The organism is Dactylococcopsis salina PCC 8305, assembly GCF_000317615.1.
Classification (GTDB): Bacteria; Cyanobacteriota; Cyanobacteriia; order Cyanobacteriales; family Rubidibacteraceae; genus Halothece; species Halothece salina.
Genome location: NC_019780.1, coordinates 84,094 through 105,971, shown reverse-complemented (window position 1 = coordinate 105,971; position 21,878 = coordinate 84,094). Strand labels below are relative to the sequence as shown.

Sequence of the window (21,878 nt, the reverse complement as noted above, 5' to 3'; positions counted from 1 at the left end):
ACCCCATGCGAAAAAAACTCATTGAAGTCGCCCTCCCTCTCGAAGCCATCAACGCCGAATCCGCCCGTGAAAAGTCTATTCGTCACGGACATCCCTCTACACTGCATCTCTGGTGGGCGCGGAGACCATTGGCTGCTTGTCGGGCGGTGTTATGGGCTTCTTTAGTGGATGATCCTTCCAGTTGGCCAGAAAAGTTTCCCACCGAAGCAGAACAAACCAAGGAACGACAACGCCTATTCGATATTTTAGGACGCATTACCATCGAGACGGATAAGAAAGGAAATCAGAAGCAGAAAGTGCGGGGGTTGGTGTCTTGGGATGATATTAAAGACGAACAAACCATTAACGAAGCACAACGGGAGATTGCTCGCTGTTTGGCTTGGAGTCGAGGAGAAGAACCGCCCACAAACCCCGAAGCTGTGCGAGACTACATTGCACAACACGCCCCTCCAGTTTATGATCCCTTTGCTGGCGGTGGTTCGATTCCCCTAGAGGCGCAACGGTTGGGGTTAGAAGCTCATGCAAGTGATTTAAACCCAGTTGCGGTGTTGATTAACAAAGCATTAATTGAGATTCCGCCAAGGTTTAAGGATTGTCCGCCAGTGAACCCAGAAGAGAGAAGAGAGGAGAGAGGAGTGAGAAGTGAGAAGATGGGAGGGAGTAGTGAGGAAACAGGAGAGGGACAAGAGGAGAAAAATGCACTATCGGGAACTGATTGTTTGGCAAAAGGCGATGAAAGCAGCACAGGAGATATATCTTCTCGTACCGAAACTTCCAAAGGAGGAAACTTACGGGATGAGATCACAAATAACAAGAGCAGTAGTATCAATTCCAGCGAATATCGCCGAGGGATGGACAAGGGAGTCCAACAAGGACAAAGCTCATTTTCTAGCAATCTCTCAGGGTTCTCTAGCAGAGACAGAGACACTTCTGACCCTATGCGAACAGGTCGGGTGGTTTCCAGTGGAGGAGACGCAGGTAGTCAGGGGTTTGTTGGAGGAAGTCAGTCGGATACTAACAACGATGCGTCGGAAGATGAGAACAGAGAATTGAGGGGTGAGGAGTCAGAAGTAAGAAAAGCCGCTACTCAATCCTCACTTCTCTTTCCTCTTTCCTACAAAGGAGCGCAGGGGTTAGCTGCGGATGTGCGCTTTTACGGACAGTGGATGCGGGATGAGGCGTTTCAGCGTATTGGTCATTTGTATCCGCAGGTGGAGTTACCAGAGGGGGGGAAAGCAACGGTTATTGCTTGGATATGGGCGCGATCGGTGCGCTGTCCCAACCCTGCTTGTGGCTGTCAGATGCCTTTAGTCAGAAGTTTTCAGCTTTCTAAGAAGAAGGGGAGAACCGCTTGGGTTGAGCCTGTCGTAGAAGAGAGGAGAGAGAAAAGAGAAGATAGAAGAGAGGGTGAAGAAGAGAGGAGAGAGAAAAGAGAAGATAGAAGAGAGGGTGAAGAAGAGAGGAGAGAGAAAAGAGAAGATAGAAGAGAGGGTGAAGAAGAGAGGAGAGAGAAAAGAGAAGATAGAAGAGAGGGTGAAGAAGAGAGGAAACAGGATAATGTTCTCACTTCTAACTCCTCACTCCTCTCTCCTGGAGATAATGCTCTCACTTCTAACTCCTCACTCCTCTCTCCTCGAATTCGGTTTGAAGTGAGAACGGGAGAGGGAGAGATTCCAGAAGGAACAGTACAACGGAAAGGGGCGCGGTGTCTGGCGTGTGAGACTCCTGTTGGACTTGATTATGTTCGCAGTGAAGGGAAAGCCAAACGCATGAGTCAGCAGTTGATGGCGGTTGTGGCTGAGAGTAAGCAAGGACGAGTTTACTTGTCTCCCACTGTAGAACATATCAAAATTGCTAACTCAGCAGAACCAACTTGGAAGCCAGAAGCAGATTTACCTAAGAACACGCGAGACTTTAAAACTCCAAACTATGGAATGCGAACTTTTGCAGAACTTTTTACACCTCGTCAACTGGTAGCTTTAACAACATTTAGCGATTTAGTGACGGAAGTTAAAGAAAAAGTGATTGAGGATGCGATCAATGCAGGGTTATCTGATGATGATATTACGTTAGAAAATGGGGGAACAGGTGTTAAGGCTTATGCAGAAGCGATAGGAACTTATTTAGCATTTGGTGTTAGTAGGCTTTCTAATCGTTCGAGTACAATTTGTATTTGGAACCAGATCGGTGAAAAAATTGAGCAAACTTTTGCACGACAGGCTATACCTATGACTTGGGATTTTGCAGAGGCTAATATTTTTAGTTCAAGCACAGGTAGCTGGCAGGGATCACTAGAGTGGATTCCAAAAGTGGTTGAATGTTCTGATTGTGAAGTTAATAGCATAGCTGTCCTACAAAATTGCCAAGAATCATCTTATTCAAATCAGCACTTAGTTTCAACTGATCCACCGTACTACGACAATATTGGTTACTCCGATCTATCTGATTTTTTCTATGTTTGGCTTCGTCGTTCACTGCATACGACTTATCCTCCAATTCTTAATACACTGCTGACACCAAAAGCTCATGAGCTAGTAGCAACACCCTATCGTTTTAATGGTGATAAACAAAAAGCTCAGACATTTTTTGAAAAGGGTTTAGGCAAAGCGTTTAATCAAATGCACACTGTCTCTCATGCTGATTATCCTATGACTGTTTACTATGCTTTCAAACAAACTGAAGCAGAAACTAAAGGAAATGGCGATCAATCCATTGCTTCCACAGGTTGGGAAACCATGCTTGAAGGCTTAATGAAAGCAGGTTTTAGCATTGATGGAACTTGGCCAATGCGAACTGAAAGACCAACAGGGGTAAAAATATCTATGAATGCCCTCGCATCCTCCATTGTCCTCGTTTGTCGTCCTCGTCCCGAAACCGCCACCCAAACCACCCGTCGCCAATTCCTCAGCGAACTGAAACGGGAACTCCCCAAAGCCCTCAAAACCCTCCAACAAGGCAATATTGCCCCTGTTGACCTCGCCCAAGCCAGTATCGGGCCAGGGATGGCGATTTATTCCCAATATACCGCCGTTTTAGAAAATGATGGCTCTCCGATGCCTGTGCGAACTGCATTACAACTGATTAACCAAATACTAGATGAATTTCTCACCGAACAGGAAGGGGAATTTGATGGCGATACCCGTTGGGCGCTGACTTGGTTTGAACAAAATCAATTTAACCCTGGACAGTACGGCGATGCAGAAACCCTCTCCAAAGCTAAAAATACCAGTGTACAAGGGATGGTCGAAGCAGGGATCATCGAAGCCAAAGCAGGGAAAGTGCGCCTCTTGAAACGGGAAGAACTCCCCACTGATTGGACTCCTGACACTAATACCAGAATGCCCGATTGGGAGTTAACCCAATATTTAATTCGAGAATTGCTCAATAATGGAGAAATGGGCGCAGCAGAATTGCTCTCTAAACTAGGAGACAGGGGAGAAGGGACAAGAGACTTAGCTTATCGGTTGTATAGCCTTTGTGAGCGCAAAAACTGGGCGCAGGACGCGATCGCGTATAACAGTTTAGTTACCGCTTGGCCAGAAATCACCCGTCTCGCGATCGAGTTTCAAAGTCAAACCTCACAGCAAACTACATTAGACTTTTAGGAGGATTTAAGGAAGACAATAATGACAATAACGAAAGATGGAATTATTCAAAACTTACAGAAACATCGAAACCAGTTAAAAGAATTTGGGGTTAATCAACTCGGATTATTTGGTTCTGTGGTAAAGGGAAATTTAAAAGAAAACAGTGATTTAGATTTCTTTGTCGTCTTTGATCCTGACCAAAAAACGTTTCGGAATTTCATGGAATTAAGTTTTTTCCTAGAAGATTTGTTTGAGCATAAGATTGATTTAGTTACCCCAGAATCTTTAAGTCCTCACTTTGGCTCTAAAATATTGCGTGAGGTTGAATATGTCTCGTTCTCCTGAAGACTACTTGCAACATATCTTGGATGAAGCTGAATATCTATTTCAATCATCTCAAAATCTAAGCAAAGAGGATTTCTTGAAAGATGAGACCTTAAAAAGAGCATATATTCGCAGTTTAGAAGTGATTGGGGAAGCGACTAAAAATTTGCCTAATTCTTTCAAAGCTGAACATCCTGAAGTTGCTTGGAGAAGGATGGCAGGGATGCGAGATAAATTGATTCATAATTACTTTGGTGTTGATTATGATATTGTCTGGAATGCAATTATTGATGAAATTCCTAATCTGAAAGTGAAGATCGAAAACATTCTCAAGGAAATCAAAGGCGAATGATCAATCTTGGCTTGCTGTGTCCTCCAAATTACTGCGATCGCGATCGCTTATTACTTTCTTATTGTGCTTTTCTCTTCATGTCTTCTAGAATAGAAAAAAAACGACAATGAGCATTAGTAACCACGAACGAGTCGGTCGCGCCCTCAAACTCCTCCACGAAGGGCTTTATCCCTACTTTGAGCGGGAAATGGAAGCCAACTGTAGCAAACAATGGCCCCTGCGCGTGGCAAGCTATTTTGATAAAGACAGTGTTACTGCTCAAAACAAGATTAAAACTGATCTCTACGAGTTTCTAAAAGTGATGTGGAATGAGTGGAACGGTGTATTCCGCAAAACTCTCGGCAAAGCTGAACGCAGTCTCCTCTCAGAATGCCAAGATATTCGCAACACTTGGGCGCATAATTCTACCATCTCTACTGATGACACCTATCGCGCACTGGACAGCATTGGTCGTTTTCTTTCAGCAGTATCCGCCCCAGAAGCCAAAGAAATTGAAAAGCAAAAACAAGAATTATTGCGAGTCCGTTTTCAAGAACAAGCCAGAAGAGAAAGTCGTCGCGCTGCGGTAACGCCCACAGAAGGACAACCAACGGTGGGCTTAAAACCTTGGCGGGAAGTTGCTACGCCTCACCAAGATGTGGCTTCGGGTTACTACCAACAAGCGGAGTTTGCTGCGGACTTATGGCAAGTCTATCTCGATGAAGGTTCAGATGAATATCGTGACCCCACAGAGTTTTTCCGTCGTACTTATTTAACGGAAGGGTTAAAGCAATTATTGACAAAAGCACTGCTGCGTTTGAGTGGAAAAGGCGGTGATCCTGTTGTTGAATTACAAACCAATTTTGGCGGTGGGAAAACTCATGCCATATTGGCGTTATATCATCTTTGTAACGCTCTGAAAATCTCAGACCTCCCTGATACAGACTCTCTCTTTACAGAAACTGGACTCAGTGAACCGCCCCAAAATGTCAATGTTGCAGTTTTAGTGGGAAACAAACTCCAACCCAGTGGAATTGAGCCTTATTTACCTCAACATCAAAGTGAAAATCGTCCTCTGATTAAAACCCTTTGGGGAGAGTTAGCGTGGCAATTAGGGGGTGCAGAAGGCTATGAGTTTGTTCGCAATGCAGATCAAACCGCAACTAACCCAGGGGATGCACTAAAGGCGTTATTTAATCGCTTTTCTCCCTGTCTGATTTTAATTGATGAGTGGGTGTCTTATGCGCGTCAGTTGCATGATGAAAATAAGGATTTAGCTGGGGGAACCTTTGATACTCAGTTTACGTTTGCTCAAACTTTAAGCGAATCCGCAAAAAATGCCAAGGATACGTTATTAGTGGTGAGTATTCCCGCCTCTGATATCGAAAAAGGGGGAGAAAAAGGACATGAAGCCACAGAACGCTTAAAAAATGCCATTGGTCGGGTCGAGTCTCCTTGGCGCCCTGCGAGTGCGGAGGAAAGTTTTGAGATTGTGCGGCGGCGGTTGTTCCAAAGTACCACAGACCCCGATTTATATGTGCAGCGAGATGCGGTGGTGAGGGCGTTTGCGCGGATGTATCAGACTCAGCAACAAGAGTTTCCCAGTGAATGCAAAGAGAAGGACTATGAACGACGCTTAACAGATGCGTATCCCATTCATCCTGAGTTATTCGATCGCCTTTACGAAGACTGGTCAACGTTAGATAAGTTTCAGCGCACTCGTGGGGTATTGCGGTTAATGGCAAAGGTGATCCATTCCTTATGGGAACGCAATGACCAAAGTTTGATGATTTTACCTGCTCATATTCCCATGGATGATGGTCAAGTGCAGTCGGAGTTGACGCGATATCTCGATGATAATTGGACTCCGATTATTGACAAAGATGTGGATGGGGCGAACTCTTTACCCTTAGAGCGCGATCGCGCTAACCCAAATTTAGGACGGTATTCGGCTTGTCGTCGCGTCGCCCGAACTATTTACATGGGATCAGCGCCAACACTGCGGGCTGCGAATTTAGGACTAGAAGACCGTCGCATCAAACTGGGCTGTGTGCAACCAGGAGAAAGTGTCGCCACCTTTAGCGATGCCCTACGGCGACTCACAGATCAAGCTACTTATCTCTATGTGGATGGCAACCGCTACTGGATTTCTACCCAACCCAATGTTAACCGCACCGCTCAGGAACGAGCAAACCAAGTCTTAGAGGAACTTTATCCCGTCCATGAAGAAATTAAAAAGCGCCTCAAACAATATACGTCACGAGGGGAATTTAGCGCGGTTCATGTTGCCCCAGAATCTACCGCTGATGTTCCTGATGACCCCTATTTAGGGGTGCGCTTAGTGGTACTCGATCCTCAAAGTTATCATAACCGTCTCAGTGAAGACAGTCCCGCTCGTCAATGGCTAGAGGAAATATTGAACACGAGAGGAAGCAGTCCTCGGTATCATAAGAACACGCTGTTATTTCTTGCCCCAGATCAAGCCAAAATTGAAAATTTAGAACGGAATACGGCTCAATATCTAGCTTGGCAGTCCATTGTCGATGATAAAGAAGCGCTGAATCTTGATGTCTTTCAAAGCAACCAAGCCACAACCAAGTTAAGCCAAGCTAACGAATATGTTGATAACATTCTTAGCGATACTTACCAGTGGTTATTAGTTCCCGAACAACCGAATCCCCAAGGGGGAATCGAGTGGAAAGAAACCCGTACCCCCCTTACCTCCCCCCTAGCAGGGGGTACAGAGGGGGGTTCCCCAATTCTTCGGGCAAGTAAGAAAGCAGAGTATGAAAATGATTTATTAACCACTTATGCAGCGGCTAATCTACGACTGGAAGCGCTTGACCCGTTTTTGTGGCGCAATAGCAACCACCTTGATCTAAAACGTCTTTGGGAATATCTCACCCAATATCTCTATCTTCCCCGCTTACAAAATCAGGAAGTCTTACTGGAAGGAATTCGTAATGGAGTCGCTTCAACTGTCTGGACGGATCATTTTGCTTATGCTGAAGGCTTTGATGAAGAGAAAGAAAAATATCTGAGTTTAAAGGCGGGAACGGGGATTAATCCGAGTATTAGCCCTCACAGTCTGATTGTAAAACCAGAAAGCGCCCAAAAGCAATTTGAGGCAGAAAAAGAGAAACAATCTCTCAAACCGAAGCCCCAGCCTGATTCAAAACCGAATCACGGAGATGACTCTGACTCGAAACGTGATCCAAAACCAGAACCACCGAAGTTACAACGATTTCATGGCAATGTTGAAATTGATGCGATGCGGATGAATCGAGATGCCAGCGCGATCGCGAATGAAGTGATTCAGCATTTGACTGCTTTAAGTGGTGCCAAAGTGAAATTGACCCTCGAAATCGAAGCCGAAATCCCTGATGGCACTCCCGATGATGTGGTGCGAACGGTTGTAGAAAATTGTAAAACCCTGAAGTTTCAGGATCAATCTTTTGAAGCTGAGTAATATCAAGTTCAGGTAATTGCTGATAATTGGCGTTGGGTTTCGCGCTGACTCCACGCAACCTGCTTTTAATCATTGATTGAGCAAACCTACTATAACTTTAATAGTCAGGTCTTCTGCTCAAACAAGAGAAACACATTAAGATAGATGAAGGAACAAACACCGTAAATGGATTAGTCTTGATAGAAGCAGAAACTCTCTCCCTGTTAGAATGGCAACGCTTAGGTGAGCATCTCGCTACCTTCACCAGTACCAAGTTAGGCGCAAGAGTGGCGCGGAATCTTCCCATCCCAGATCACCGTGAAACGAGCTTAACTCTCCTTACAGAAACGAAAGAAGTTTATCAACTAGAAGCAAATCTGACGACGGGATGGAAGTTTGAGGGAATTTATGATTTTGGCTCGGCGTTAGAACGTGCCGAATATAAGGGAATTTTAACAGGAGAAACCCTGTTACAGATTGCGACAACTTTAGTGGCAATGCGACGGTTACGACGGGTGATTGATGGGTTGGAAGCGTCACCGCGTCTCAAGGCGTTAATTTCCCAAGTGCGGACTTATCCAGAATTAGAAAAGGAAATTAATCGTTGTTTGGATGATAAGGGAAAAGTTACGGAAAGAGCAAGTCCCAAGTTAGCAGAAATTCGTCAGAAAATTAAAGAACGGCGCGATCGCATCTATCAGAAGCTCCAAAACATTATCCAACAACAAGGGGGCGCAATTCAAGAACCAGTGATTACTCAGCGTAACGATCGATTCGTGCTTCCTGTGAAAGCTGGACAGAAAGAGTCGATTCGCGGTATTGTCCATGATAGCTCTAGCACTGGAGCAACCCTTTATATTGAACCGAATTCGGTTGTGGAATTGGGAAACCAACAGCGCCAATATATCCGTCAAGAACAACGGGAAGAAGAGCGCGTTTTACAAGTGTTGACGGAACAAGTGGCGACAGTAAAAGAAGATTTAGAATTACTGTTGGCGGTAGCGACAAAATTAGACCTCGCAACGGCTCGATCGCGCTATAGTTTATGGTTAGAAGCCAATCCCCCTCGCTTTGTGGAAGGAAACAGCAACGAACCGATTACCCTGCGTCGGTTGCGTCACCCGCTACTGGTTTGGCAACAGCATCACGAACAAGGGACACCAGTTGTTCCCATTGATGTCCAGATTAATCCTGAAACTCGTGTTGTTGCGATCACCGGACCGAATACAGGGGGAAAAACCGTCACCCTGAAAACAGTGGGATTAGCCGCCCTGATGGCAAAAGTGGGGTTATTTGTTCCGGCAAAAGAACCTGTAGAAATTCCCTGGTTTGACAAGATTTTAGCGGATATTGGAGACGAGCAGTCGATCGAGCAGAATCTTTCTACCTTTTCTGGACATATTCGTCGGATTACTCGCATTATCGACAGCTTACAACCGTCTGATTCTGAGATTCAACCCTGTTTAATTTTATTAGACGAAGTGGGGGCTGGCACTGATCCCGCCGAAGGAAGCGCGATCGCGATCGCGCTATTAAAATACCTAGCGCAACAAGTTCGCTTGACGATCGCCACCACCCACTATGGAGAACTCAAAGCCTTAAAATACCAAGACGAACGCTTTGAAAACGCCTCCGTCGAATTTAACGACGAAACCCTCTCCCCCACCTATCGCCTGTTATGGGGCATTCCCGGACGCTCTAACGCCCTAACGATTGCGCGTCGGTTAGGATTAGCAGGAGAAATCCTCGACATGGCGAAAAACCGTATAGGAGGAGGTTCTGAAGATATTAATCAAGTAATCGCAGGACTAGAAAATCAACGCCGTGAACAAGAAGAAAAAGCCCAAGAAGCCCGTCAACTGCTCGAACAAGCAGAGAAATTCTATCAAGAAGTCTCTAGTCGCGCCCAAGCCTTAGAAGCGCGAGAAACAGAATTAAAACGCTCTCAGGAACAAGCCGTTAACCAAGCCATTTCCGAAGCCAAACAAGAAATCGCCCAAGTGATCAAACAATTGCAAAAAGGCGAAAAAACGGGACAAGAAGCGCAAAAAGCCACAGCCAGCGTCAATGAAATCGCCAGCCGTCATCGTCCGCAAATTGAACCCCCGAAACCCAAACCCAACTATCAGCCACAAATTGGGGAAAAAGTGCGCCTCAGTCAGTTTAATCAAACAGGAGAAGTTTTAACCGCACCGAACGCAGACGGAAAATTAACCATCCGTTTAGGAACAATGAAAATGAGCGTTTCTCTCGCTGATATTGAATCTTTAGACGGAATCAAACCCGAAGTTCCACAAAAGCAAAAATCCTCTAATTCCTCCCAGAAAAAACCAGCAAACAACGCCCCCACCGTTCGCACTGAACAAAATACCTTAGACCTTCGCGGTTATCGAGTCAACCACGCCGAAAGTCAATTAGAAGAGGCAATTCGTTCTCAAAATACGGGTGCTTTGTGGATTATTCACGGGAAAGGAACAGGAAAATTGCGTCAGGGAGTCCAAGAATTTCTGAAACAGCATCCCCAAATCGATCGTTTTGAAACCGCACCGCAAAATGAAGGAGGAAATGGCGTAACTATCGCCTATCTCAAGTAGGTTGGGTGGAGGGAAACGAAACCCAACGCAACCAAACGTAGGTTGGGTGAAGGGAAACGAAACCCAACATTTACTCCGATAATCCCCCCTAACCCCCCTTTGAAAGGGGGGAAAAGAAAGTAGGCCCAAAGTGAAGGGAAACGAAACCCAACGCAACCAAACGTAGGTTGGGTGAAGAGAAACCAAACCCAACATAAATTAGTCATTGGTCATTGGTCATTGGTCATTGGAAAACAAAGAACAAAGGACGAAGGACGAAGGACGAAGGACTAAACCCAACCTAGAATCAGTGACCAGTTACCAATCAAAAGGATAAAGACTTGGCAAATTGGATCAGAAACGAGACAATAGGAAGGATAAACAAACTATCTATAAATAACGTTACCTAATTAAATCTGTGGATACTCTTCGCACCCTTTCCGAAACCAAACGCACCTTTTATACTCAGCATACTCGCCCCCTAAACTCTATTTATCGGCGAGTGATTGAAGAATTGTTAGTGGAAATGCACCTGTTATCGGTGAATACTGATTTTAAGTATGATCCGATTTATGCTTTGGGTGTCACTACCGTTTTTGATACCTTTATGCAAGGCTATCAACCAGAAAAAGAGAAAGAATCGATTTTTAATGCCATTTGTCAAGCGGTTGAAAATGATCCCCAAAAGTATCGACAAGATGCAGAAAAGCTAAAATCGATCGCAGCCAATCACTCTGGGGAAGAAGTGACTGCTTGTTTGAGTGAGTTAAAACCCCTAGATGGTGCAGAAGAATTAACGAAAGTTTTACAGGAAATTAAAAATAATTCTCGGTTTAAGTATAGCCGTTTATTTATTATTGGACTTTATACAATTTTAGAAACGGCGAATCCCGATTTAGTCACTGATGACAAAAAACGAGAAGAAGTTTTACAAAAATGTTGTCAAGGTTTGGGTTTACCGAAAGAAAAAGTGGATAAGGATTTAGACCTTTATCGCAGTAATTTAGAAAAAATGGAACAAGCTCGATCGGTGCTGGAAGATGCGATTAAAGCCGATCGCAAGCAAAGAGAAAGACGACAACAGCAACAAAAAAGTTCCGAAGTGGAATTAGAGAAAAAGGAAGAAAACACAGAAGCATAGACTCAAAAGTTGTAGGGACGTTCCCTGTAACGTCTCTACTGATTCAAAACGGCTTTTTGTACTTCTAATAACGGGATTTTATGTTTTTGAGCTAATTTTAAACAATCCTCATATTCGGGTTGTCTATTAATAACTTTATCCCGAAAAAAAGCAACCTTTACTCTGACTTTTCCAAAACCCGTTTCTACTTCTTGGATTTCTCGTTTTAGAGCATTGCGCTGCTGAAATTGACGACGAATCCCGATCGTGCTTGTTTCTCGAAATAAAATCTCCTCACAGTCTGGAACTTTCGCCACAGGACAAATTACTGTCACCAACGTTCCCAAACGAGACTTTTTCATCGTCACCCCTTGAGTAAACACATCTAACGCACCAACATTAAACAGCAAATCGCAACAGTAAGCTAAAACTTGCGGCGAAACATCATCAATCTGTGTCTCTAATACCGCCACCGTTTCTAAACTCTCCTGTTCGATCGATTCTCCCACCCATAACCGTAGAATATTCGGAAGCGATAAACGTCGATTTCCCCCACCTAACCCCACTTTTTCCACTGTCATCTCTGGAAACCTGCCAAATCTTGTCGCCAATGTTACCATTAAAGCCGCACCAGTAGGAGTCACTAACTCTTTATTGATGCCATTACTATAAATCGGAACATTACGAGATTCCCATAACTTGATCACCGCTGGAACTGGAACAGGTAACTCTCCATGAGAGGCTTTAACTGTTCCCCCACCCGTAGGAAACGCAGAACAATAAATGGTTTCTATCCCTAACCAATGTAATCCCAAACAAGTTCCGACAATATCTACGATCGCATCCGTTGCGCCAACCTCATGGAAATGGACTTGATCAGGGGAAACCCCATGCACCTTTCCCTCTGCTATGGCAAGCTGTTTAAAAACGGCGATACTCCATCTTTCCACTTGATTAGGAAGATTAGCATTTTTAATCAAGGCTTCAATATCGGGGAGATGACGATGAGGGGGATGAGTGGAAGAAACTGTCACCTCAACCTTTGTCGCGACTTGTCCATTATGGGAAACTGAGTCAGCAGATAATTGATATTCTGAACTTAATCCTAATCGTTTAAGCTCAGACGTGAGATAATCCATAGGGAAACCAGCATCAACTAAAGCCCCTAAACACATATCACCTGCGATTCCCGTTGGACAATCAAAATATACAACTTTTGTCATGGCTACTGTTTATTCTATTCATCCAGAAACGCCTCAAGTTCGTGTGCTAGAAACAGTTTCTCAAGCGCTGAAAGATGGGGCGATTATGTTATATCCTACGGATACAGTTTACGCGATCGGGTGCGACTTAAACGCAAAATCGGCGGTGGAAAAAGTCCGTTCCCTAAAACGGATGAGTAATGAGAAACCGTTAACTTTTCTGTGTTCCTCTTTATCGAATATTGCGGATTATGCGCGAGTTAGCGATCCCGCTTATCGTCTGATGAAACGTTTAATCCCCGGACCTTATACCTTTTTATTACCTGCGACAAAATCAGTGCCGCGTTTAGTAATGAATCCCAAACGAAAAACTACAGGGATTCGTGTTCCTCATCATAACTTGTGTCAAGGGATTTTAGAGAGTCTAGGGAATCCGATCATCTCTACTTCTGCTTATCTTCCCGATGACATGGGAGATTTACCGACGTTGGGTTATGAAAAAGCACGTTTATTTGATGTTTTGGATAAGTTAGTCGATATTATTCTCGATGATGGGTCAGAATTACAAACCGAAGTTTCGACAATTCTTGATCTAACGGAAGATGAACCACAAATTATTCGTGAGGGTTTAGGCATGGAAAACTTGATTGCAATTACTGATTGAAAAATGCTCGATCATTCAGTCTTCATCATCATCAGGTAAAGTTTCCATCTCTTCCGCAATTAGTGTCTGAAAATCTTCGCCACAATGACTATTCAAATGAGTAGTCGCTGCGAGTAATTCAGCGAAAACTTCGGCTTTTTGTTTGCTGCTAAGGTGAGGAGACTGAAGTTTATCAATTAAAGTGATGATGTTTTCACATTCTGATCCTAATTCTATAATCAATTGATTGAGAGTGGTATTATTGGTTAGAAGGGTGGATGTCTGAATCATTACTTTTTCCTAATCTTTTTCGCGCTTGTTGAACCCCTTTTTCAAAGGCAACAATTTCTTTTTCCCAATGTCTAATTAGACCCTCATCTGGAGAGTCTTTTTCATATTCTAACTTAATTTTTTCTTCATGTTCAGCGATACGCTTATTCAAAGATCGAATTGCTTTTTTATGGTTTTTCTTTCCCATTATCTTTGCTTAAAGCATCTAGATTTTAATCCTTATTATAAGCAGTTAGGCAAAATGAATTTCCTAATATAGTATAATTTATGTAGGATTAAAGAGACCAAGTAAAATAGATTGCGCTTAGTGCATTTTAGCAAATTGGGGTTGCCTCGATCGAAAATTATGAGATTTATTAGAGACTTAAATCCAGAAACACAGAGCCTTCTTACAAGAATTAGTTGTCAAAGTAAATCCCTTCAAGTAAGAAATCGGGCTAAATGTATTTTGTTGAGTTCCCAGAAATTTACAATTGACCAGTTAAAGGTAATCTTTAACGTCGATCGAAAAACCATATATAACTGGTTAACGCGATGGGAAGATCAAAATCTTAAGGGCCTATATAATCAAAAAGGTGTGGGGAGAAAACCCAAATTAAGTCAAGAGCAAAAAGAACAAGTCAAAACTTGGGTAAAGGAAAATCCAAAGTCTCTCAATCAAGTTCAAAATAAAATTCAAAAAGAATGGGGGATTGAGATTAGTAAAGATACGATAAAAAGAATTATAAAGAAGTTGAATATGCTCTGGAAAAGGATGAAGAGAGGAATCAGTAAAAGCCCATATGAATGGGAATTAGAGGTAAAACTACCTCGGTTGGAAGAATTAAAAAAGCAAGCTCAAAAAGGAGATATTGCAATCAAATACTTAGATGAAAGTGGATTTTCTCTCAAGCCTGATGTTCCCTATGCGTGGCAGGAGAAAGGAGAAAGAATAACTTTGAAAAGCTGTCAAAGTAAGAGAATAAGTGTCTTGGGGTTAATGGATTGTGATTATCATTTAGATTACGAAATATATCAAGGGACAATTAAAAGTGATACCGTTATTAAGTTTTTAGATAAAATTAGTGAAAACTTAACGAAAGTTACCGTAGTAGTTCTCGATCAAGCATCAATTCACACGAGCGATGAATTTGTAGAAAAACTGGAAGAATGGAGAGCAAAAAAATTGGAAATTTTCTGGTTACCCCCTTATTCTCCTAAATATAACTTAATCGAAATTCTCTGGAGATTTATCAAATATGAGTGGATTGAAGTTTCAGCTTACGACAGTTGGAAGAATCTTATTAAATACCTAGAAAAAGTGTTGGATAATTTTGGAGCTGAGTATGCAATTCATTTTGCATAGGTGCTTAGGAGAACTTAAATCAATTTTGAAAACATCATATAACTTAGGTAAATCAGTTGTAAAATTATGATTTCTGCTACAACTTCACAACAATTATTAACGTTTGAAGAGTTTTTGCAATGGAAACCAGAGCATCAACATTACGAACTCCATGAGGGAAAAATTATTACCATGCAACCCACAGGAAAACATGAGGAAATTGTGGAGTTTTTGCAAAGGGAATTAACGATCGAAGCGCGAAATCAAAACTATCCTTATCGTTTCCCAAAAAACGCACTGATTAAACCCAAAGATAGAGAAAGTGGTTATTTACCTGATGTTTTAGTCATCTCTCTCGTAGGTTGGGTGAAGCTACCGCGTAACCCAACCCCTAAAATTGGGGAAAAATAGATGATTATTCAATGAACGAGTTTTGTTCTCGATTCTGGAAATATTGATAGGTTTCGCGGGAAAATTGACGGATTAACTCATTGGCGGCGCGATCGTTGTGAGGACGTTCTACCATAATCGCGGCTAAATAACGTTTCCCACTGGGTCGATCGATAATCCCCACATCCCCCACTAATGAGCCAATATCCCCTGTTTTATGAGCAATGCTTGCTCCCTCCCCTAACCCTTGAGGAAGCAGGGTTCTCGTCTTCGTTTCCCGCATAATACGAAAGATTGGATCGCGCGATCGAGCAGAAACCAACTTCCCTTGATTTAATTTCGCCAACAATTCTACCAACTCTTTCGGACTGGTGGTATTTGTTCCTTCTAAATCGGGTAACGGGTTACGAAGGCGAGTCTGTTCTAATCCCCATTCTGCAAATAACTGATTTAAAGCCTCTTTTCCCCCCAAGCGCTTAATAATCATATTCGTCGCCGTATTATCGCTAATAATGATCATTTTCGCTGCGGTTTCCAACGCCAAATATTCCGTTCCCACTGCTTCATACTGCATATTTCCCGAACCACCCGCTTTCACTTCTTCCGTCATCGTCAAACGTTCATCTAACTTTAGTTTTCCCTCATCCCAAGCGTGAAAAAACGCGATTAAAATTGGCACTTTAATCATACTCGCCGCCGAAAACGCTTTCTCCCCTTGTAAACTCACATATTCCCCACTATCTAAATCGACAATAAACGCACCTGGATTCAGTTGAGATTGTTCACTCCCCAGACGTTGTAAGGTTTGCTTTAAGGTCATCGCTTCTTGATCTAAAGGTAAAACTGGGGGAGGTGGGGGTGATGGAGGAGATTCCCCCACTGGTTTGGTTATTTCTGTCGCTGGAGGGGACGGTTGCGAGACATATTTCTCTGGATTGATAAATGATAAGATTGTTCCAGCGATCGCCCCTGTTCCCACTGCTAAAATCATTAACCGCACCACTAACATAAAAGAGAGTTCTATTCCCGAACGAGGCGGATGTATCTGTTCTGGTTTGGGAGATTGCGGTTGATGAGGAAAAGCAACGACATTGTTGGGTTTTTCTCTCCGTTGTTTGCGTTGGGGGCGATCGATCGCTGGAGAACGATGAGAAGATTTTGTCAGGGATTTTGTTTTTTTTCCTTGCTAGGAGAGCGTTTTTTATTTCCGAAAGCTGATTTACTTCTATAATCTCTTTTTTTCTTGGGATTTCTACCTTTTCCCGATCGATATTCGTTGCGACTGACCATAACAATTACTCCTCCTCATTCACCACATCATCAGGATTATTGATAGCCCATTCCGTCTGTCTTAAAATCCCTCGTAAAAGGGCTAATTCTTCTGGGGTTAGATTAGCACGATTAAAAATCTGACGGAACTTTTGCATCCGTGCGCTTGCGGTGTGAGGATAGAGAAAGCCAATTTTCAACAACACTTGTTCTAAATGTTGATAGTATCCTTCTAATGCTTCTAAAGTAGCGGTGTCTGGGGAGGAGGAATCAAAATTTTCCGTTGGGGTAGTTACCAGTTTTTGTAATTCGTAGGCACAAATTGCCACCGCCGTTGCTAAATTGAGGGAAGGATAGGTGGAAGCTGTGGGAAGATAGAGACAATGTTGGGCGTGGGTAATTTCTTCGTTGGTTAAACCACTGTCTTCTCGTCCAAAAATTAGGGCGGAGGGAACGTTTAGCAGTTGGGGAAGAATTTGTTTGGGGGGTTGTAAGGAAAGAGAAAGGGCGCGATCGCGTGCGGTGGTCGCAACGGCTTGTTGACATCCCACTAACGCTTCTGGGAGAGAATTAACAATTTTTGCCCTCGCTAAAACATCACCGCCATGAACTGCCATTTGTCGCGCTGAAAAACTATAAGGATCACATCGAGGATTGACGATCAGCAGGGTTTCTAATCCCATATTTTTCATCACCCGCGCGATCGAACCGATATTTAACTCTCCTGCTGGTTCTATTAATACAACGCGAATGTTCTCTAAGGAAGAAGTAGCCATTATCAATGAAGGTGATCCGATCGTCAATCAAGGTTAGATTTCTGGAGGGAAGTTTGATGCTATTTCACTTGATAACTATAAGAGGCTTTGAGCATATGATAAGTTACCAGTAATTGGGTCAACGCTAGAGGATAACTTTGGATGGTTTCTCCAGTCGTTCCAATAACCTTACCAATTTCAATTTCACTATCAATGCGACAAAAATCGGCTAAATAGGGAACTTCTGTACAGAGAACTTTCTCCATATCAATCACTTGTTCTTTCGTTGCATTTCCCTGAATTTCTAAAACATCAACAGGTTTCCCCATATCCCGATCTAATTCTAGTGCCACTGCGCCGTTTTCAGGTTGAGTTTCAAACAAGCGCACCAAGTCAGGGTGAGGAATCGTTGGTCTTAAAACGAGACGCACATTAAGATTACCATTGCTTTCTTCAGAATGATCTTCTGGGGGATAGAAACTCACCACAACATCCGCCCATTCCCGTTGCGGGCGAATAAATGCTTCGGAGTCTGGTTCACGCTTTCTCAACGCTTCTAAAACTTGATGATCTGTATAGCCGCGTTTACGAGTGTCTCGTTTCACCTTCCATGTTTCTCGTAAAGATTCAGGAGGCGCAAGATAGACTTTCACATCAAACGCATCCCGACAAGCGCGAGTGTAATAGCCAAGCAAACCTTCGAGAATAACAAATTTTTTCGGTTGAATATACTCTGGCGGATCAAACTTTCCCGTATCGTGATTATAAATTGGTTTGAGAATCGGTTGGCCGCCTCGTAATAACGCAATATGCTGTTGCATCACATCGAGATAGTTACAGTCAGGGTGAAGCGCACTGATTCCCGTTTCTTTCCGTTGATCTCGATCGTAGCGGTGATAATCATCAGTACAGATTACTGTAACATTCTCTTCCCCCAAAATTTTAGCGATCCCTTTGGTAAGAGTGGTTTTTCCAGCAGCACTATCACCGACAATACCCAAAATAATGCGACGTTCAGCCATAATTTATTCTGTAATTATAATTTTCACAGTTAGAAGTTCCGATTAATTGTACCTGTTTTCGGGAAAATTTCTAGAGACTTCTTTTCCCCCCTTAAGTAAGGGGGGTTAGGGGGGATCATATTTCCCCCCTTAAGTAAGGGGGGTTAGGGGGGATCATATTTTCCCCCCTTAAGTAAGGGGGGTTAGGGGGGATCATATTTTCCCCCCTTAAGTAAGGGGGGTTAGGGGGGATCATATTTTCCCCCTTAAGTAAGGGGGGTTAGGGGGGATCATAAAAATGTTAATCAAGTTGACTTTCGATCGCAGCATCTAACAACCCCAAACCTTCTTCTAAACTTTTGATTTGTGAGAGATTATCTCGTAACTTAGAAGCGCCAGAAAAACCCTTTGCATACCAAGCTAAATGTTTTCGGGATTGATAAATGCCGCGATCGCCGCGATACTCCCATAATCCCTTTAAATGTTCTTTGGCGCAAGTTAAAACCTCTACAGGAGTCGGTTGAGGGCGTTTTTCTCCTGTTTTCAAAAAATAATCAATTTCTCCCACCAAAAACGGATAACCCAATGTTCCTCGCGAACACATCACCCCATCCGCACCCGTTTCTTCTAAACAACGTACCGCATCCTCTAGGGAAAAGATGTCGCCATTAGCAATGACAGGAATCTCTAGAATCTCCTTAACTTTTTTTATCCAATGCCATTGTGCCTTTCCGTTATACCCTTGACAGCGAGTTCGACCATGTAACGTTAACATTTGTGTGCCAGCGGCTTCGAGTCGTTTCGCAAACTCAAGAATATTAATTTCGTTTTCATTCCAACCAATACGAGTTTTAACCGAAACAGGAACATCAACCGCATTCACCACCGCTTTCACAATCGCTTCTGCGACTTCTGGCTGTCGTAAAAGAGATGAGCCACCCCCTTTTTTAGTGATTTTATTGACGGGACAACCCATATTTATATCAACCGTTTGCGCTCCTTCTTCTACTGCTTTTTGTGCCGCTTCTCCCATGAAATCAGGACGACAATCAAACAACTGAATACTAATCGGGGTTTCATCGGGTGCGATATTCATCACTTGGGGAAGTTCTTTTATCAGTGACCAGTGATCAGTGACCAGTGATCAGTGACCAGTGAACAAATAACAAATAACAAATAACAAATAACAAATAACAAATAACAAATAACAAATAACTGATGACTGATTTGCTATTTTTAAATCAAACTGAAACGGATAAAATAACTTAATGACTGAGCAAATACAATGGGTAAACGCGATCTCAACTCGTCTCTCTCTAGAAAGTGCGATTTCGGAAGTGACCGATCGCATCAAAAAACAGTTATCTGGTTCTCCTGATCTGGGATTTTTGTTCATTTCTTCAGCTTACGCCAGCGAATATCCTCGTTTATTGCCTTTAATCCAAGAAAAACTCCCGATTTCGGTTTTAATTGGTAGTGGAGGCGGTGGCATTATTGGGATTGATGAGGAAAATCAAGCGCAAGAAATTGAAGGGAATCCTGCTTTGAGTCTCACTGTCGCTCATTTACCAGGGGTGAACGTACAAGGATTTCATATTAGCGCGGAGGAAATTCCTGATTTGGACAGTGGAGCGAAGGCTTGGACAAATTTAACAGGAGTTTCTCCAGAACAAGAGCCTGATTTCATTTTACTGGCTGATCCTTTTTTTTCAAAGGTCAATGATTTACTAGAAGGGCTAGATTTTGCTTACCCACAAGGGAAAAAAGTCGGCGGTTTAGCCAGTGCCATGGCGATGGGAATGCAAACGGGTTTGTTCTATCAAAATGGTACAGAAAACACGGAATTGTTGCGAGGGGGAATGGTTGGGGTAGCATTAAGCGGCAATATAAAAGTTGATACAATTGTCGCTCAAGGGTGTCGTCCAGTGGGGCCTCAATTTCAGATTACAAAAGGGGAACGCAATGTTCTTGCAGAAGTGGCAATGGTGGGAGAAAATGGTGCAGAAGCAGGGAAACCTCCGTTACAAGCCTTACGAGAGTTGATGAACGAGTTAAGTCCTGATGATCAACAGTTGGCTCAAGATTCATTGTTTTTAGGCATTGCTCGCAGTGAATTTAAGTTAGAGTTACAAGAGGGCGATTTCCTGATTCGGAATTTATTGGGGATTGATCCTAAAGTTGGCGCGATCGCAGTGGGAGATAAATTACGACCTGGACAGCGGATTCAGTTTCATCTCCGTGATGGTAATACGTCTGCTGAAGATTTAGAGGTACTTTTAGAAAAGTATCAACGGGAGGAAAAGAATAATTCTGCTGTGGGAGCGTTACTTTTTTCTTGTTTAGGACGGGGTAAAGAGTTGTATGGAAAACCGAATTTTGATTCGGAGTTATTTCGTCGCTATGTGGGAGAAATTCCTCTCGGTGGCTTTTTCTGTAATGGGGAAATTGGTCCGGTAGGTAGTGAAACGTTTTTACATGGTTATACCTCTTCTTTTGCTATCTTTAGACCAACAGCCATGACGTAGGTTGGGTGGAATCAAATGAAACCCAACAAACATGACGTAGGTTGGGTAAAATCAAATGAAACCCAACAACCATGACGTAGGTTGGGTAAAATGAAATGAAACCCAACAACCATGACGTAGGTTGGGTGAAATCAAATGAAACCCAACAACCATGACGTAGGTTGGGTGAAATCAAATGAAACCCAACATCAATAACAAATAACCAATAACAAATAACAAATAACCAATAACCAATCCTAAAAATGCGTATTCTAATTAGTCTATTTTGCTTAGTTTTTCTCTTAAGTTTCCCCACCGCAGCTTGGGGACAAAATAATGATTATTCCCAGATTACTGAGGAACAGTTACAAAAGGGAGATCAAATTGCCGAAAAAGCCTTTGAAGCGCTCAAAGAGGGAGATTTCGCACAGTCAGAAGTGTATTGGGGAGAATTGATCGAGTTATTTCCTCGTAATCCCGCAGTTTGGAGTAATCGCGGTAATGTTCGCTTAAGTCAGAGCAAAATTGAAAAGGCGATTAATGATTATAATCATGCCATTGCTCTTGCTCCCAATCAACCTGATCCCTATTTAAATCGTGGTATTGCTTACGAAATTGTACAAGACTGGGAGAGCGCGATCGAAGATTATAATCAAGTTTTAGTGCTTAATCCTGATGATGCTATGGCATACAATAATCGCGGTAATGCCAAAGCAGGAAAGGGAGACTACAGGGGAGCAATTACCGATTATGAAAAAGCCTCCTCTCTTAATCCCGATTTTGCGATCGCGCGGTCAAATGCGGCTTTAAGCCATTACCAAGTGGGGGATGAACAAGAAGCACTCGACGAAACCCGAAAGCTAGTGCGGAAATATCCCAATTTTCCTGATGTTCGTGCAGCACTCACGGCGATGTTGTGGGCTGAACGCCAAGAAGGAGAGGCGGAAAGTAACTGGGTAGCTGTGATGGGAAGTGATGCTCGTTATCGGGATGTGGAATGGCTGGAAAAAGTCCGCCGTTGGCCCCCGCGTATGGTGGAGGCGATCGATAATTTTCTCTCTTTAAATAATTAGCAAACCTCAGCCCTCTTCTTGATGATGACTGACAAACGATCGA

Annotated in this window: 18 protein-coding genes and 1 pseudogene; 11 read left to right on the top strand and 8 right to left on the bottom strand. The window is 43.1% G+C overall.

The features are described 5' to 3' along the window. The first annotated feature begins 5 nt into the window (after nucleotides 1–5). From DACSA_RS22945 to psb29, 6 genes are all read left to right on the top strand, one after another. A complete protein-coding gene (locus tag DACSA_RS22945) occupies nucleotides 6–3,605 on the top strand; it encodes a DUF1156 domain-containing protein (protein ID WP_015227931.1) in 3,600 nt (1,199 codons plus the stop codon). Between the two features lie 21 nt (nucleotides 3,606–3,626). Then, a complete protein-coding gene (locus tag DACSA_RS00665) occupies nucleotides 3,627–3,932 on the top strand; it encodes a nucleotidyltransferase family protein (protein ID WP_015227930.1) in 306 nt (101 codons plus the stop codon). Then, nucleotides 3,916–4,263 (top strand): HepT-like ribonuclease domain-containing protein, encoded by a 348-nt coding sequence (locus DACSA_RS00660; RefSeq protein ID WP_015227929.1) that lies wholly within the window; start codon nucleotides 3,916–3,918, stop codon nucleotides 4,261–4,263. The genes DACSA_RS00665 and DACSA_RS00660 overlap by 17 nt, the downstream gene beginning before the upstream one ends. Nucleotides 4,264–4,369: 106 nt before the next feature. Continuing rightward, nucleotides 4,370–7,711, top strand: coding sequence for a Swt1 family HEPN domain-containing protein (locus tag DACSA_RS00655; protein WP_015227928.1), 3,342 nt, complete (start codon nucleotides 4,370–4,372; stop codon nucleotides 7,709–7,711). A gap of 176 nt (nucleotides 7,712–7,887) precedes the next feature. Further along, nucleotides 7,888–10,284 (top strand): endonuclease MutS2, encoded by a 2,397-nt coding sequence (locus tag DACSA_RS00650; RefSeq protein WP_015227927.1) that lies wholly within the window; start codon nucleotides 7,888–7,890, stop codon nucleotides 10,282–10,284. Between the two features lie 397 nt (nucleotides 10,285–10,681). Then, nucleotides 10,682–11,404, top strand: a complete 723-nt coding sequence (psb29, locus tag DACSA_RS00645; protein WP_015227926.1) for a photosystem II biogenesis protein Psp29 — start codon at nucleotides 10,682–10,684, stop codon at nucleotides 11,402–11,404. Nucleotides 11,405–11,439: 35 nt separating this feature from the next. On the opposite strand, the gene larC is transcribed toward psb29, so the two are convergent. Then, the gene (gene larC, locus DACSA_RS00640; protein WP_015227925.1) at nucleotides 11,440–12,606 is read right to left on the bottom strand and encodes a nickel pincer cofactor biosynthesis protein LarC; all 1,167 of its coding nucleotides are present in this window, start codon (nucleotides 12,604–12,606) and stop codon (nucleotides 11,440–11,442) included. Here larC and DACSA_RS00635 point away from each other — a divergent pair. Then, complete coding sequence (locus tag DACSA_RS00635) at nucleotides 12,605–13,249, top strand: L-threonylcarbamoyladenylate synthase (RefSeq protein ID WP_015227924.1); 645 nt, start codon at nucleotides 12,605–12,607, stop codon at nucleotides 13,247–13,249. The two genes, larC and DACSA_RS00635, sit on opposite strands and share 2 nt — an antisense overlap. 15 nt (nucleotides 13,250–13,264) lie before the next feature. On the opposite strand, the gene DACSA_RS00630 is transcribed toward DACSA_RS00635, so the two are convergent. Next, on the bottom strand, nucleotides 13,265–13,519 hold the full coding sequence (locus tag DACSA_RS00630; protein WP_015227923.1) for a hypothetical protein: 255 nt from the start codon (nucleotides 13,517–13,519) through the stop codon (nucleotides 13,265–13,267). Then, nucleotides 13,488–13,706: a hypothetical protein gene (locus DACSA_RS00625; protein ID WP_015227922.1), complete on the bottom strand. Its 219-nt coding sequence runs from the start codon at nucleotides 13,704–13,706 to the stop codon at nucleotides 13,488–13,490. The genes DACSA_RS00630 and DACSA_RS00625 overlap by 32 nt, the downstream gene beginning before the upstream one ends. A 159-nt stretch (nucleotides 13,707–13,865) precedes the next feature. Between DACSA_RS00625 and DACSA_RS00620 the strand changes: the two genes are divergently transcribed. Both DACSA_RS00620 and DACSA_RS00615 read left to right on the top strand, forming a co-directional pair. After that, a complete protein-coding gene (locus DACSA_RS00620) occupies nucleotides 13,866–14,864 on the top strand; it encodes an IS630 family transposase (protein ID WP_015227921.1) in 999 nt (332 codons plus the stop codon). A gap of 66 nt (nucleotides 14,865–14,930) precedes the next feature. Beyond that, on the top strand, nucleotides 14,931–15,254 hold the full coding sequence (locus DACSA_RS00615; protein WP_015227920.1) for a Uma2 family endonuclease: 324 nt from the start codon (nucleotides 14,931–14,933) through the stop codon (nucleotides 15,252–15,254). Nucleotides 15,255–15,258: 4 nt separating this feature from the next. Here DACSA_RS00615 and DACSA_RS00610 read toward each other — a convergent pair whose 3' ends face one another. From DACSA_RS00610 to dusB, 5 genes and pseudogenes are all read right to left on the bottom strand, one after another. Next, the gene (locus tag DACSA_RS00610; protein WP_015227919.1) at nucleotides 15,259–16,242 is read right to left on the bottom strand and encodes a serine hydrolase; all 984 of its coding nucleotides are present in this window, start codon (nucleotides 16,240–16,242) and stop codon (nucleotides 15,259–15,261) included. 152 nt (nucleotides 16,243–16,394) lie between these two features. Further along, nucleotides 16,395–16,523, bottom strand: coding sequence for a hypothetical protein (locus tag DACSA_RS22365; protein WP_015227918.1), 129 nt, complete (start codon nucleotides 16,521–16,523; stop codon nucleotides 16,395–16,397). 5 nt (nucleotides 16,524–16,528) lie between these two features. Next, nucleotides 16,529–17,278 carry an RNA methyltransferase gene (locus DACSA_RS00605; protein ID WP_015227917.1) on the bottom strand — a complete coding sequence of 250 codons (750 nt, stop codon included), beginning with the start codon at nucleotides 17,276–17,278 and terminating at the stop codon, nucleotides 16,529–16,531. Nucleotides 17,279–17,337: 59 nt separating this feature from the next. Then, nucleotides 17,338–18,279, bottom strand: coding sequence for a phosphoribulokinase (locus DACSA_RS00600; RefSeq protein WP_015227916.1), 942 nt, complete (start codon nucleotides 18,277–18,279; stop codon nucleotides 17,338–17,340). 280 nt (nucleotides 18,280–18,559) lie between these two features. Further along, nucleotides 18,560–19,375, bottom strand: a pseudogene (gene dusB, locus DACSA_RS00595) (tRNA dihydrouridine synthase DusB); the annotation flags it as partial. 151 nt (nucleotides 19,376–19,526) lie between these two features. Here dusB and DACSA_RS00590 point away from each other — a divergent pair. Together DACSA_RS00590 and DACSA_RS00585 are read left to right on the top strand one after the other, a co-directional pair. Continuing rightward, nucleotides 19,527–20,783, top strand: a complete 1,257-nt coding sequence (locus tag DACSA_RS00590) for an FIST signal transduction protein (protein ID WP_015227915.1) — start codon at nucleotides 19,527–19,529, stop codon at nucleotides 20,781–20,783. Nucleotides 20,784–21,025: 242 nt separating this feature from the next. After that, nucleotides 21,026–21,835, top strand: a complete 810-nt coding sequence (locus DACSA_RS00585) for a tetratricopeptide repeat protein (protein ID WP_015227914.1) — start codon at nucleotides 21,026–21,028, stop codon at nucleotides 21,833–21,835. Nucleotides 21,836–21,878: the final 43 nt, after the last annotated feature.

What these genes read in the sequence shown, in the direction of transcription:
- DACSA_RS22945 (WP_015227931.1), top strand. Translation starts at nt 6, where the DNA reads ATGCGAAAAAAACTCATTGAAGTCGCCCTCCCTCTCGAAGCCATCAAC.
- DACSA_RS00665 (WP_015227930.1), top strand. Translation starts at nt 3,627, where the DNA reads ATGACAATAACGAAAGATGGAATTATTCAAAACTTACAGAAACATCGA.
- DACSA_RS00660 (WP_015227929.1), top strand. Translation starts at nt 3,916, where the DNA reads ATGTCTCGTTCTCCTGAAGACTACTTGCAACATATCTTGGATGAAGCT.
- DACSA_RS00655 (WP_015227928.1), top strand. Translation starts at nt 4,370, where the DNA reads ATGAGCATTAGTAACCACGAACGAGTCGGTCGCGCCCTCAAACTCCTC.
- DACSA_RS00635 (WP_015227924.1), top strand. Translation starts at nt 12,605, where the DNA reads ATGGCTACTGTTTATTCTATTCATCCAGAAACGCCTCAAGTTCGTGTG.
- larC (WP_015227925.1), bottom strand. Translation starts at nt 12,606, where the DNA reads ATGACAAAAGTTGTATATTTTGATTGTCCAACGGGAATCGCAGGTGAT.
- DACSA_RS00630 (WP_015227923.1), bottom strand. Translation starts at nt 13,519, where the DNA reads ATGATTCAGACATCCACCCTTCTAACCAATAATACCACTCTCAATCAA.
- DACSA_RS00625 (WP_015227922.1), bottom strand. Translation starts at nt 13,706, where the DNA reads ATGGGAAAGAAAAACCATAAAAAAGCAATTCGATCTTTGAATAAGCGT.
- DACSA_RS00620 (WP_015227921.1), top strand. Translation starts at nt 13,866, where the DNA reads ATGAGATTTATTAGAGACTTAAATCCAGAAACACAGAGCCTTCTTACA.
- DACSA_RS00615 (WP_015227920.1), top strand. Translation starts at nt 14,931, where the DNA reads ATGATTTCTGCTACAACTTCACAACAATTATTAACGTTTGAAGAGTTT.
- DACSA_RS00610 (WP_015227919.1), bottom strand. Translation starts at nt 16,242, where the DNA reads ATGTTAGTGGTGCGGTTAATGATTTTAGCAGTGGGAACAGGGGCGATC.
- DACSA_RS22365 (WP_015227918.1), bottom strand. Translation starts at nt 16,523, where the DNA reads ATGGTCAGTCGCAACGAATATCGATCGGGAAAAGGTAGAAATCCCAAG.
- DACSA_RS00605 (WP_015227917.1), bottom strand. Translation starts at nt 17,278, where the DNA reads ATGGCTACTTCTTCCTTAGAGAACATTCGCGTTGTATTAATAGAACCA.
- DACSA_RS00600 (WP_015227916.1), bottom strand. Translation starts at nt 18,279, where the DNA reads ATGGCTGAACGTCGCATTATTTTGGGTATTGTCGGTGATAGTGCTGCT.
- DACSA_RS00590 (WP_015227915.1), top strand. Translation starts at nt 19,527, where the DNA reads ATGACTGAGCAAATACAATGGGTAAACGCGATCTCAACTCGTCTCTCT.
- DACSA_RS00585 (WP_015227914.1), top strand. Translation starts at nt 21,026, where the DNA reads ATGCGTATTCTAATTAGTCTATTTTGCTTAGTTTTTCTCTTAAGTTTC.